The sequence below is a fragment of the Sphingomonas sanguinis genome, from assembly GCF_001476905.1.
Taxonomy (GTDB): domain Bacteria; phylum Pseudomonadota; class Alphaproteobacteria; order Sphingomonadales; family Sphingomonadaceae; genus Sphingomonas; species Sphingomonas sanguinis_B.
This window is the reverse complement of sequence record NZ_LDTE01000111.1, coordinates 1-12818: the sequence shown is the minus strand read 5'-3', so window position 1 is coordinate 12818 and position 12818 is coordinate 1. Positions and strand designations below refer to the sequence as shown.

Here is a 12818-nt window from a genome sequence, read left to right as displayed (position 1 = left end):
ATGGCGCAGAAATAACGAAGCCGCTCAGAGGCGTACATAGAAGAGGTGGGTGTCGACCTTTGCCACCTTGGTCATAGAATCGCGCCAATACGGCACCATCCAGTCGGCATGATAGTGGGTGGCGCGGCCGACATCGGCGAAGACGTGGCCGGCAAGCGCTTCGCTTGCCGCGCGTCGCGCCGCGGACCAGCCGAAATGTTTCGTGCGCCGTTTGATCGAGCCATCACAGGTAAACGAGAATTGGCAGCCCGTGGTTCGGTCGAAACCCTGGTAGACGACACCGCAAATGGTGCGCGGAAAGCCAGGGGCTCGCGCGCGGTTGAGAATGACCTGAATGACGGCGCGTTGCCCTCGCGGGTCGTCACCCACTTCATAGAGGGCAGCGGTGGCCAGGCAGTCGACGGCTTGTGCGCGCTCGGCGGGGCCGCCACGAAAGCGATAGGGCGCTGCGCGAACGCGCGCAGCCGCGACGATGGGCACCCTGGCGTTCGAGGCGCGGGCCTGCGCCATCGTCATTTTCCTTGGAGACTTCGTCTCGGGGGCAAAGCCGACGGTATCCAGAAGGCCAGCAGCGATTGCGACCGCTGCCACAATGAAGAGCAGCAGCAACCAGCGTTCCGCGGCAACGTCGCGCTGTGCAGGGCGGCGCTTGGAGGCATATGGGGGTCGTCGGGATGCCATCACTGACACGCTAGCGCAGCGCGCAGTGCAAGGTAGCGTCGATCACGCTCGCAGCGCTTAATAACGCACCTAGGGTTCCGCAGCAGCGAATGTTGGCGAAGGAGCGAACCTGACTCATTGCACGAAACCACTGCACGGCAGTGGTGTTGGCGGTGAGATAGCGCGGCAGCTTTCGACCAAAATAGGTCTTTCCCCGAAGGGGCCTTGAACGGCAGCTTCCGGCCCAAATGCCGCTCGTTTCTGCGACTCTGTCGCTCGGGTCAGGCAAGCGACCGATATTGGCCGGTCGGCGACGTGCGGCGTTTGGGCAAACGATAGTTGAAAACTGTCGCCGCTGAGCGCTGCGGGCGGGCGGCCGACTGCGGTCGTGATAAGGCAGAGCTTCCGGAGCATTGTTGACGATGCCGCGAATCGGTTTGCCATACTCCTCGGCATCGAGCTGGTCATATATCTGGTCGATGCTGCGGATGTAGAAGGCGGTCACCTGCTCGCTCAGCGCCATGGCGCGGTTGCATTCGGCGCAGGCCGGAAACTCGAAATCGTCTGGACAATGCTTGCCACGAAACACGATCCGCGCCGGGGCATGATCACGCTCGACCGCGGGCCGTCGCCCCCCACAAAATCAGCAGAGTGGATGCGCGAGCAGAAATTCGGCCTTGGTTGGCCTGCGGCCACACGGCATGGATGAGGCCCGCCTATTGGTAAGAGACAGACGCTAGACGCAGCAGCGATGCCTCGTCCTCCGGGGCGTCGACGTCGATGCATTGCTCGTTTTCGCAAAAGAGAACGAAAGCATTGGCCCCGGCATGCTTGGCGCTCCGGTAGATGATGCCATCGAGACTACGACCATCCGCCGATCGGAAGAGCCGGCGAAAATACTCGGTGACGATCTGGGTTGGGACATATTCGATGTGCTCGCGGCCATCTCGCGCGATCGGTTGTGAGATGTCGGCGGCGAAGGCGTGAAGGAACCGTAGAGAATGAATTAGCGGCTGCCGATCAAGATCAAAGACGCTCGGCACTGGCGGCAGCTCGGCCAAGTCGAGCAATGTGAGGTCACGCAGGGATCGGAAGGTTCCTACCGACAGTGCCTTCCCAGCATGCGTGGCCGGATCGAAGGTTTCAGCATGCGCCGTGTCTAGGTCGAACGCGCCGTAAAACATCGGAATACCAGCAGGGCTCATCCGGTTCGACTGACGTGCATGTTCAGGCTTTGGCGTTCCAATCGCCGACGCTGTCGTCTGCGGCTGATCGTCCACGCGAATGCGGATCAGGTCAGTGTTCCTGCCTATCGTTTTGATCAGCCCCTCATCGGCGAGTTTCGTCCTGATCATGTCGGAAACAGTTGCCAACACTTCGGCTGGCGTCAGTTCGTCATAACCATCGCCCGGCGCCTGGAGAAAGAAATAGCGTGTATGGTTCTTGGTGAAGGTTTTGAAACTGTCCCAGCCCCAACTGAGCCGCTGACTGTCGGTACCGCGATAAAATTCGCGTTCAACCCAGGCTTCGCAGTCGATCATGTCGTCGAGCGCCGCGATCATATCGTCATTCTCAGAAAATCCGGCATCGTAGAGCACATCGGCAGTCGTCGAGAGCGACGCCTGCCAACCGCCCTCGCGCGTGATATACGTGATCCCTTCTTGGGTCGGCTCATTCCAATCGAAGCCGAGCCCGCCGAGGACGACGCCGGTAAAGTCCTCGAAGGGAGCGGCAATGGGCTGATCGGACACGGCCTCACAAAAGCTGCAGGCATTCGCCTCAGCATGCCCAGCGATCCACTCAGCGAGAAAAGGATCCGTGACGCAGGCGGCGCACACATAGTCGTCGGACTCGCTGTAACCGCGCTCTTCCATCTCCATCATCCAGGCTTTGACGATGCCCATCACGTCTCCCCGCTGTGCGTCTGACAGCTAGATAGGTGAGCAACGGACCGAAGTCATCGCCAAGTTGAGCTTCGAACTCAGGATGGTTACTTGCCTTAGATAGCATAATCTCAGTAGCTATGTGCCAGGGGGGGGCTTGTGGCAGATCATTCAGCAGCCGATTCGGCGAGCGGTTATCTTTTTCAGTGCCGGTACGCGCTTCTCGCGGCCTTGAAGCGTCAGGACGTGACGCCCGGGCTCGAGGTCTCGATTGAGTGTTTCGACGACATCGCCTTTTCCAACAACGGCTCGCCGCAAGAGCTTCTGCAGTCGAAGCACAGTCTCAAGCCCAAGCCTATGAGCGACCGGGCGGTCCAGTTCTGGAACACGATAGGTATCTGGACCAAGCGGGTGAGGGATCATCCGGCCGAGCTTGGAAAGATTAAGCTCACCTTCGTGACGACCTCGACGCTTGGCGCGGATACGGCGGTCTCGCTGCTCCGGCCGGGCCCCAAGGGCCGGGACGTTACGAAGGCAGCTGAGAAGCTCGCGATTTCGGCCGCGAAATCAAAAAGCAAAAAGGTCGCCTGGGCAACCAAGGTGTTCCTCGAGCAGACACCCGAAATGCGCGAGCAGATTATCGGGATGGTCGAAATGCTCGACGCCTCGCCGACGATCGTGGACGTGAAAGATGAGCTGGCGGCGGCGCTCAAGCGTGCGTGTCGGCTCGAATATATGACGGCATTTCGCGAAAGGCTCGAGGGATGGTGGTTCGCGATCGTGATCGACGCCCTGGCGACCTCGGGTGGAAAGCTTATTCCGGTGTCGCTGATCGACTCCAAGATCGATGATCTGCGCGACGAGTTCGGACCGGACCAGCTGCCGATCGACTACGGCACGGCAGATCCGTCGGGCGAAACAGTCGGGCTTTTGGAGCAGCGCCCGTTCGTCGAGCAGCTCAAGCTCATCGGCCTTGGCCCGACTGGCCAGAAGATCGCGATCGTCGACTATTTTCGGGCGCGCGAGCAACGCTCGCGCTGGACGCGGGACGGTCTGCTCCGGCAGAACGAACTCACCGATTATGGGCGCCAGCTGACCGAGCACTGGCAGCGGCGCAGAGGTGTCGCCGAGGGCCGCCTTCGCGAGAACATGTCGGAGGCCGAGCTGGCCGATATCGGCATGGACGTTTTCTCGACGACCACCGGCAATGCCATTCCGATTCGCGAAGTGATCGAGGCGTATGTCTCGCAGGGATCGTATCACATGCTGTCAGACGATCATATTATCGGGTGGCACCCGCATTATGTCGAGCGCCTGAGCCCAGCTGCGCCAGGGGGTGACGATGAGCCCGGCATGGAATGATCGGTCCATCGAGGACCAGACCCTTTTCAATCCGGTCTTCTGCGCTCTGCTCCTGCGCGCTGCGACCCGGGGCTATCAGGAGGGCGATACGAGCCGTGCGCTTCCGCTCGCCCATGCTTTTCTCGTCCTACCGATCGTCCTCAATGCGCGAGTACGCCGCGCGCTGCCCACGCTTAAGACGCGAATGACGAGCTGGGTGACAACGCATCCAGAGTTCAACGCAGAGTTCGCCGTACTCTGCCGGGACCTGGTCGATACGACCCGCGAGGCGATCCAGCTCGGTTGTGCGCAGGACTGGCTGGCCATTGCTGGGGACGGTCTCAGACCGGGGGCGTACCGCTTCAAACCTGATCCGCCGCGGCTCGATACCGACACGATGGAAATAAAGGACTGCTACGAGGCGGCCCGCTTCGTGGGGCGATGGATCCCCAAGGATGATCGTCAGTCCACCATCTTATCTATGCTTGGAGTCACCCCGTGAGCCTCAGGATTTTGGAAATCGGCGTCTATGGGCACAATGGCGAAATGAACTCGGTCAAGCTCAACGTTTCGGGCTTGAGCATCATTACCGGGGCGTCGAAAACTGGCAAGTCGTCCCTGATCGACATTATCGAATATTGCTTCGGTCGAGAGCAGTGCCACGTCTCGGACGGTGTGATCCGCCAGCATGTCGCATGGTATGGCATCCTGCTCGACCGGGGTGACAGTCGGATTTTTCTCGCGCGGCGCAACCCCAGACCGCCAAAAACACGCGATCCGGGCGTCTATTACGCCGTCGGCGCGGACGTGGCGATGCCCGAACGCGCCGACTGGACCCCCAATATCGGCGTTTCGGACATCGAAGCAATCCTCACATCGTCGGTCGGCATCTCCGAAAATGTGACGACAGTCCCCGAGGGCCAAACACGCAACCCGATCGCGGCTAACATTCGCCATGCCCTGATGTTCTGCATCCAGGACCAAGATGAGATCGACAGCCGCAAGATCCTGTTCCATCGCCAGAGCGAGCCGTTCCTACCGCAGACGATCAAGGATGTGCTGCCTTATTTTCTTGGCGCGATCGACGAGGACGTGTTGCGGCTTAAGGTCCAGCTTGATCTCGAACGTAAGGAACTGAGGAAATTACTTAAGCTGGCCGGCGAGCGCGAGCAGCTTGCCAGCCTGTCGGCGGCACGCACCGAAGACATGTTTCGCGAGGCGCAGTCGGTCGGTCTGCTTCCTCCCGGCCCGCCGCCCGCACAGGACCTCGCGCTCGGCGGCCTTCGCGCTATCAATCCGGTTATTCAGGAAGTACCGGTGCCGCCCGATTCGACGGAGCCGATCGCTGTCCTTCGCCGTGAGCGCACCGGGCTGCGGCGCGAGCTCGCCGTGCTGAAGGAGCGCCTGCGCCAGATCCGGCAGGTCGAGGATGTCGCCGGTGGCTTCGCGCAGGAAGCCGAAGAGCAAAGAGCAAGGCTGGCAAGCCTTGGTTTGGTCACGAAGGGCGATGTCGAGGCCTGCGCCCTGTGTGGTTCGACCGACGTCCATGTTCCTTCGGCGGCGGAGATGCACAGGACTCTGAGCGGGATCGAAGAGCAACTGAGCCAAGTTCGGCGCGAAGTGCCACGCCTGCAGGAAGTGCAGGGGGATCTCGTCGAGCAGCAGAAGAGAATCGAGGACGCGCTTAAGCGCAATCAGGATCAGATCGATACGCTCGCCAAACAGGATGACGCCTTCAGATCAGAGCGCGACAGCCAGCTGAGGCTTGCCCGGACGATGGGGCGCATCGCCTATTTCTTGGAAACGCTGCCCCCGCCGCCCGCGGCGGCCGCATCGACCGAGGAGCTCGACGCTGCCCGCAAGCGGGTCGAGGCGCTGGAGAAGCTGGTCGACCCTGAGAGCACAGAACAGCGACTGACCTCGATCCTCAATCTAATCGGCGACTTTATGACGCGCGACTCAGAGAAACTGGACCTCGAGCACAGCGGAAGCCGCTTGAGGCTTGACATCAAGCAGCTCGCCGTCGTTGCGGACACGCTCGATGGACCGGTTCCGTTGTTCCGCATGGGAAGCGGTGAGAACTGGGTGGGCTATCATGTGCTCGCCCATCTCGCGCTCCATCGCTGGTTTCGGCAGAAGGATCGCCCGGTTCCCGGGTTCATCTTCTTCGACCAGCCCTCGCAGGCCCATTACCCAGCCGAGCAGGATCGCGACGGCGATGTCTCCGGATTGCCGGACGCCGACCGTGAAGCGGTGTTCAAGCTCTTCAAGCTGATGTTCGACGTGACGGTCGAATTGGCGCCGAGCCTCCAAGTGATCGTGACCGACCACGCGGATCTCCGGGACAGCTGGTTCGCCGATGCCGTGGTCGCGCGGTGGCGTGGACAAGGGCTCATCCCGCAGCGCTGGATCGACGCGCGTGGCTGAGGTCAGGCGGGGAACGGCTTGGCGGCGTCAATCTCCTGCATCATCCGATATTGCTCGCCAGCCGCTTCGACTCCAGGCGGCCGAAGCCGGAAGCCTGGACCTTCCGCGGCCCATGTCTGTCTTTCTGCGACGACGGTTAGGCAACCGCCGGACGTCGGCTCCTGACAAGAGCTGCCGTTCCACGTGTCGCTTGGGAACGGCAGAAATGTCCCAGAACACGCCGAATGCGCCGTTGGCAGCCATCGACCAGAATGCGTCGTTCGCCGATCGAGCTCTGAAAGGCAGCTTCCGCCAGAACCGGTCATTCGATCAGCGCGAAAGCGTCCGGCTGCAATGCGCCCCAATCTCGGTCGTTCAGCCGACTCTCGGCTCATTTCAAAAGCCGCCCTTCGTTTATGCGGTGTCAGGGGGTAAAAGGGTGTAGCGCGGCTGTTCCGCTTTCGGGCGGCGAGCATGAGCAAGCGAGCAGCGTCGCAGGCGGGGACACGGTGTCCGGCATTCGGAAACGCGGAACGCCACCATGCGAGGGTTTTAAACTGACCGGAGCCGGACGGGCTGGTGTCGTATCGACCCTTGTTCTAGCTTCGTTCGCATGAGCAACGAACGAATCGGAGAGGCGGCCAACGAGCCAGCCAAGGAGCGCCCGACGCCTTCGAAGTTCATGCGTGACCTGCGGCCCGAACTCTACTCCGATACGGTTGACCGGCCACTTTACATGCTCGACCGGCCCACACTCGAGTTCCAGCTCGAGACGATGACCGCGCGCAACGAGCACCAGCGCTTTGAGATATTCTGCCGCAAGCTCTGCCAGCGCGTGATCTGCCCGAACATCCGGCCCCAGAGCGGCCCCGAGGGTGGCGGCGACGGCAAAACGGATGCCGACACCTATCTGGTCGCGGAGGCGATCGCCGACCTGACCTACATCGGCAGCCCGGGTCCCGGCAGGGAGGACTGGGGCTTCGCGTTCAGCGCCATGAAGGACTGGAGGCGGAAGGTCGCAAAGGACGTGGCGGGGATCGCAGGCACGGGTCGGCGGCTCGAGCGCGTCTACTTCGTCACCAGCCAGCCCGCGCGGGCCGCCGACCGCGCCCGCATCGAGGCCGAGCTTGAGCAGGCGCACGGTATGCCGGTGAGAATCCTCGACCGGGCGTGGATCGTCGAGGAGGTTATCGACAACGAGCGCAAGGACATCGCGCACGATTACCTCGGCGTGGGTCAGGTCGTGTCCGACCCGATGCGCATGGGGCCGGAGGACTATTCCCGGCGGCGGCGGCTGGACGACGTGGAGCGCGCGCTCGCCAACCCGGCCTCCTTCGAAGGGATGGAGCGTCAGCTCGTCACCGAAGCGATGGTCGCGGCGCAGCTTTCGCGGAACTTGGAGCTGCCGCGCCATGAGACCGATGGCCGGCATGCCCGCGCGATCCGTCTCGCCGCCAAGCATGGCTCCGCCCGGCAGCATCTCGAGGCCCGCCATGACGCGCTCTGGACGGCGTTCTGGTGGTTCGACGACGCCGAGGCGGTTTCGGACGGATACGCCGCGATGGAGGAGGAGGCGCTCGGCGCCAACCACGCGCGGAACATCGAGTTCCTCGTCCAGCTGCATCAGTTGCTCGTGAACGCGGTCATCTACCGCATGCTGCCGCCGGACCGGGCGGATTTAGCGGCCCGCTCGGGCAGACTGGAGGCGGCGCTTGAGGCTATGACGCGTGACGACGCGCGGCCCAACCACCGTCTGGAGGCGCGGACCTCATTGGTGGTGGTACGTCTGGGCCGGCTTTTCGTCGAGGGCCGGATGGACGAGCTGCCTGCCGTCTGGGCGGAGCTGGGGTCGATCCTAGACGAGGCGGCGGGGCTCGCCGAATTCGATGCCGACCGGCTCGTGAGGCTGATCGAGGTCGTCTCGATGCCGGCGGGGCGTGATCCGACCTATCGCGCGGTGGCGGAGCGTCTCGCGGACTTCGTGGCGAAGCGGACCTCCGACGCGCAGGGTGCGCTGATCCTCCTCCGGCAGGCGCTCACGCTGGACGCCGAGGAGCGCTGCGAGCGCATCCGCCTGCTCGGCCGCGCCGCCGTGCGGCTGGCGAAGCGCGAGCACGCCGAGCAGCTCATCGAGGCCCACCAGCACCTCGCGATCGCATACCGCGGCGCGGACCTCTTCTGGGCGTCGCGATCCTCCCTCCTCATGGCCGCCTCCGGGCTTGCCGCCGAGGGCGAGGATAGCAGCGAGCTTCCGGTGGGCTTCGTGCCGACGGTCAAGACGTGGGCGTGGGTCGCGCTGCAGCTGAGGGTGATCCCTGAACTCCTGCTGGCGGTCCGCCTGTTGCACATGTCGCTTGCCTCGCTGCCGCTCGACGAAGCGTCGCAGGCGCGCGTCCGGGACAGCCTCCAGGATTTGGACGCTGGCTTCGGCAGCAACATCCTCAACATGACCGACGAGGAGCTCCGGTCCCTATCGTCGCTTCCCGACGCGCTCGAGAACGCCGGCATGCCGATCGCGCGGATGGTGCTCCTTTACTCCCTCGGCCACGAGGACGCGCTGCTCGAGAACGAGGGATACCGGGAGCTGGTGGCGGGTGGCGGCATCGGTCGGTTCCTGGGGCGCCTCAAGGCCCAGCCGGTCTCGCGCGACCTTGTCGGTCGCCTCGTGCTCAACGCGCCGACCGGCCAGGTCCTCGAGACATGCATCTGCGGCCTGACGGTCGAGGTCGCGTCTTCCGGCAGCGACGCGGGGACGATGACCGGACAGGCGCTCGTAGCGACGTTCGAGGCGATGCTGGCGACTATGATCGAGGACGGGCTCGGCGCCCACACCGAGCGCTTCCGCGTAGACATCGTGGAGACTGATGCCGCCGAGCCGAGCGTGCGGACGGACCACCGGGCGATGCGCTCGCTCGTCGAGTGGCCGCGCTCACTTCCCGTCTGGGAGTTCGGTCGCCAATCCGACATCGGCGCGTTCCTGATGCGGGTCGTGGGCGAGGCCGTGGCCGCCGCGTTCGTGCTGCCTGACCTGAAGGCGTCGCTCGAGCGGTTGTTCGCCCGTGGGAACGCCCACGACCGCGTGTCCAGCGTCCTCGCCTCGCTCAGCGGGCTGCAGCGCATATCTGGCAGGCCGGTGGTGCGCGTCGAAGGCGGCTACCGCGACTTCCCCATGCGCGATCGTCCGGAGGTGGAGGACGTCGTCCTGGACGGCGACGAGGAAGAGGAAGGTCGCGCGGAACAACGGACCGGCGACGATGGGCGCCCGGCCGTCGCGCGCCACCGAGAGGTTAAAGTGCAGTCCGTCATCGACATGCACAGCTGGAACGAGGCCGGCTGGAAGGGCGTCCTTTATGCCGGCTACGGCCCGGAGGTGCCGCCGGTCTTCGCCTTGGCATACCTGAATGGCGCCGCGGCACGGCGCATCTTCGAGCGCTGGCGTGAGCGGTTCGGCAAGAGGGACGCGAACCATGAGATAAGCATTTCGATCATACGCAGGCTGCCGGGCCACCCGCCCACGCACTACGCGGTTCAGATCACGAGCCGACGGCCGGACGACGGCGAATGGGAGCGCGGCACGCTGTATCAGACGGTCAACCGCGTGCACGTGGTGGAGCCCGACGACGACGCGAACCTCGAGGGCTTCCTTGAACGGCATCGCGCGTTCGGCTGCTACATCGTCGCGCCTGCGGTCCTGTCCGGGCCCGAGCCGGACATCCTTGAGGACCTCTTCATCCTCAAGCGCGACATCACGGTCGTCGATGCGGCGGACGTCGGCGAGCATGACGTCGAGATGACAGCGCTGGAGCTGATCGCCCGGCGCGACGCCGCGTGACGGACCGCGCTGCCGCATCTGGCGGACGTGACCCGTCGTCCGTGGGCTGAAGGGAGGGCGGGCCTATGGACGGTTATCCGAAAGGGGCGATCTGGCCCGCAAGCGACGAGGACTCGGTGCAGATCCGCGAGGTGTACTCGCGCTACGGCCTCGCCATGTATCAGGCGCAGGTCCTCGAACACGGGATGGTCAACGCGGTGATCGTCGCCCGCATGCTGCCGAAGATGCGCGACCACTCAGATCGCTCGGCATGGGAAGACGCGTTCGATCGCGCCTACGACGTCGAGCTGGCAAAGACCTTCGGCAACATGCTCCGCGCGCTTGAGCCGCGGGAGCTGCCGGAGGAGCTGATTGGTCGCCTTCGCGTAGCCAAGTCCGAACGCGACCGTCTGGCGCACAGGTTCTTCCGAGAGCATGACGAGGACTTCCTGAGCCGCTCCGGGCGGACCGTGATGATCGCCGAGTGCGAGGACGCGATCGAGATGTTCGCGGTGATCGACGCCGATTTGGAGGAGCACATGCGCCCGCAGCGCGAGAGGCACGGCATTACGAGCGAGTGGATCGAGCGCCACCTTGCGGCCGCGATCGCGGCCGCTGAGGCCTGCGGGTCTTCCGATGGCGACGGCCATCCTCCAACGGTGAGGTCGGAATCATGACGTTGGTGCTCGTGACGGCGGACGACCGGGGCGATCTCACGGTGATCGCGGACACGCTCTTCGGCGAAGGCGGCCGCACCGGCTCGGAGGTCGGGCCCAAAATCTTCCTCGTCCCGGTCGCGATCTCCGACCTGGAGGACGAGGTCAGGATCCCGCTGCCCGATATGGGCTTCGCGTTCGCCGGCAATGTCATCTCGGGCCAGTTCACGCATGCGATGGCCAGCACCTGCCTACAGAACCTCGCGGGATGGGTGGCGAGCGGCAAGCCGGACCTTGAGGACGTCGCCAGATTCTACGCCACGTGCGCGGTCAGAATCTACGAGGAGCGCCGCCGCCATTTCGCCAGCGATGGCTACGGTTTCGACGGCATCGTGTTCGGATTCTCGGAAAAACGCGGACATCCGGCGGCCTTCCACTTCGCCGCCGGTGTCGCGCCCGACGGTTCCTGCGTAGCGCCGGTCACGGAAGTGGAGCTCAAGGAGGGTATTCCGTTTGCGGTGGGCAGTGGCGCAGAGGCGGCCCGCATCCGGATCGCAGCTCTCCGGAGCCGTAGCATCGAGATCAATCCGTTCGCCTTGATGGACGCGATAATCATCGACGACGCCGTGCCGTCCGTTGGCGGCGAGATCCAAGCAGCCACGGCGGATGCGTCGGGCGTGGAGTTGCGCCCGGTGATGCTCTTCGGCACCAACGCTGATGGTGATCTCAGGGCAGGCTACTCGATCATGGGCATCAACATGCATCTTCTCGGCATGGTTGCTGGATATGTGCCGGTGGGCACGCCGGTGATGGCGCAGACCCCGGCGGATGTGGAGTTCGTCATGGGAAGGCGCGACTAGGGATCGCGCGATCCACGTTGCTGGTGCCCGGCGAAGTGTGTCCATCGGGTAACGTCTGGGGCCAGGCGCGGGCGCGTCAGAAGTCGTGATCGGGACGTTCTCGCAGCCCGAGCCAAGTGTCCACGAACCGCGCCAACGTCTCCAGCGCTTCCCTGTGCTCGGGCAGCGCACCGGTGTTGATCACGTCCAGCCTCTCCTTCGCGGCTGCGATCCCGATGAATGTCTCGATCGTCTCTTGGCTGAAGGTGTTGTGCGGGGTGCCTACGCGGTCGTTCATGCCGTGGCTCATGCCCCGGCTCATCAACCTCTCCGCGACGGTGGCGAAGCCGTCGTCGCTGGCGATCAGGCCCTACACATATTCCCGGGGTTCGTCCTCCGAACCCGCATAGGCCTTCCAACGGTAGAGGAGCGTCGCGAGGTCGGGTTCGGCTTCCAGGCCGTCGGCGCCGGCGGCGCGGCGCCTGATGATGTCCAGCCAAGCAATCTTCAATGCTTGGACCGTCTCGAGGTCGAGCGTGGGATCGGCCGGTTCGTCACCCTCCTTGCGGTCGGCGGGATCGCTGAGATGGATCAGGATCGCGGCGACGGATAGGGCCTCGGTTCCGCGGAAGGCCTCTTGGACCAGCGCACGGCGCAGCTGCTCCGGTACCCTCTTCAGATACCAGCTGATGGCGCGCCATGCGGATAGCCAAGGCGAGTTGAATGGGTCGAGGGCGCGGGTGCCCGACAGGCTCTGGCCGATCCGAAACATAGCAGGCAGAATCGTGGCGGCGTGCTCGACCGGCAGGCGGTCGACGGATTCGTCGAGGCGCGCGACGAGTGAGCGCGTCAGACCGGCTGCCTCGATCTGACTCACCGCTGCCCGCAGCCGCTCCTCGTCCACCGCCGCGGCGAGGAAGTCCTCGAAACCGCGTTCCGACAGCTCGCCCTCCACGGTCTGCAACTCGAAGTAGCGGGGGAAGAACCGCGCGGAGCAGACGCGTTTCGCCTTCAGCCAACGATCGAGCCAGCCGTCGCCATAGTTCGTCCCGCCGTAGGCCCACTCGAGTTGCGGGAACAGCTCCTTGATCGCCTCCCGTGCGGTCGACCTCCTGTCGGTCGGGACGACCTCCAGCAGCTTCGAAGCGGCCGTCCTGTCCGCTTCGCGATCCGCGTATCCGCTGTAGCGGCCCGTTTGGAGGACTAGGGCTGAGACTCAATC

Annotated in this window: 11 protein-coding genes; 6 read left to right on the top strand and 5 right to left on the bottom strand. The window is 64.0% G+C overall.

Annotation, left to right across the window (positions count from 1 at the left end):
• Window positions 1–24: 24 nt before the first annotated feature.
• The 3 genes from SB4_RS15440 to SB4_RS15435 all read right to left on the bottom strand — a co-directional run bounded on the left by SB4_RS15440 (window position 25) and on the right by SB4_RS15435 (window position 2564).
• Window positions 25–609, bottom strand: coding sequence for a cell wall hydrolase (locus SB4_RS15440; RefSeq protein ID WP_241488642.1), 585 nt, complete (start codon window positions 607–609; stop codon window positions 25–27).
• Window positions 610–691: 82 nt separating this feature from the next.
• Entirely contained in the window at window positions 692–1249 is a 558-nt protein-coding gene (locus SB4_RS19765; RefSeq protein WP_153006268.1) for a hypothetical protein, read from the bottom strand.
• A gap of 127 nt (window positions 1250–1376) precedes the next feature.
• Window positions 1377–2564, bottom strand: a complete 1188-nt coding sequence (locus SB4_RS15435; protein ID WP_058753284.1) for a HEPN-associated N-terminal domain-containing protein — start codon at window positions 2562–2564, stop codon at window positions 1377–1379.
• 138 nt (window positions 2565–2702) lie between these two features.
• Between SB4_RS15435 and SB4_RS15430 the strand changes: the two genes are divergently transcribed.
• The 6 genes from SB4_RS15430 to SB4_RS15405 all read left to right on the top strand — a co-directional run bounded on the left by SB4_RS15430 (window position 2703) and on the right by SB4_RS15405 (window position 11617).
• The gene (locus SB4_RS15430) at window positions 2703–3905 is read left to right on the top strand and encodes an ABC-three component system protein (protein WP_153006267.1); all 1203 of its coding nucleotides are present in this window, start codon (window positions 2703–2705) and stop codon (window positions 3903–3905) included.
• Entirely contained in the window at window positions 3886–4386 is a 501-nt protein-coding gene (locus SB4_RS15425; RefSeq protein WP_058753282.1) for a three component ABC system middle component, read from the top strand. Before SB4_RS15430 ends, SB4_RS15425 begins: the two co-directional genes overlap by 20 nt.
• The gene (locus SB4_RS15420; RefSeq protein ID WP_153006266.1) at window positions 4383–6311 is read left to right on the top strand and encodes a DUF3732 domain-containing protein; all 1929 of its coding nucleotides are present in this window, start codon (window positions 4383–4385) and stop codon (window positions 6309–6311) included. The genes SB4_RS15425 and SB4_RS15420 overlap by 4 nt, the downstream gene beginning before the upstream one ends.
• 592 nt (window positions 6312–6903) lie before the next feature.
• Entirely contained in the window at window positions 6904–10122 is a 3219-nt protein-coding gene (locus SB4_RS15415; RefSeq protein ID WP_058753280.1) for a hypothetical protein, read from the top strand.
• A 65-nt stretch (window positions 10123–10187) separates the two neighbouring features.
• A complete protein-coding gene (locus SB4_RS15410; protein ID WP_058753279.1) occupies window positions 10188–10778 on the top strand; it encodes a hypothetical protein in 591 nt (196 codons plus the stop codon).
• Entirely contained in the window at window positions 10775–11617 is an 843-nt protein-coding gene (locus tag SB4_RS15405) for a hypothetical protein (RefSeq protein WP_058753278.1), read from the top strand. Before SB4_RS15410 ends, SB4_RS15405 begins: the two co-directional genes overlap by 4 nt.
• 76 nt (window positions 11618–11693) lie before the next feature.
• Here the strand turns inward: SB4_RS15405 and SB4_RS15400 are convergent, their stop codons facing one another.
• Together SB4_RS15400 and SB4_RS15395 are read right to left on the bottom strand one after the other, a co-directional pair.
• Complete coding sequence (locus SB4_RS15400) at window positions 11694–11894, bottom strand: hypothetical protein (protein WP_153006265.1); 201 nt, start codon at window positions 11892–11894, stop codon at window positions 11694–11696.
• Window positions 11895–11966: 72 nt separating this feature from the next.
• Window positions 11967–12551: a hypothetical protein gene (locus SB4_RS15395; protein WP_193753845.1), complete on the bottom strand. Its 585-nt coding sequence runs from the start codon at window positions 12549–12551 to the stop codon at window positions 11967–11969.
• Window positions 12552–12818: the final 267 nt, after the last annotated feature.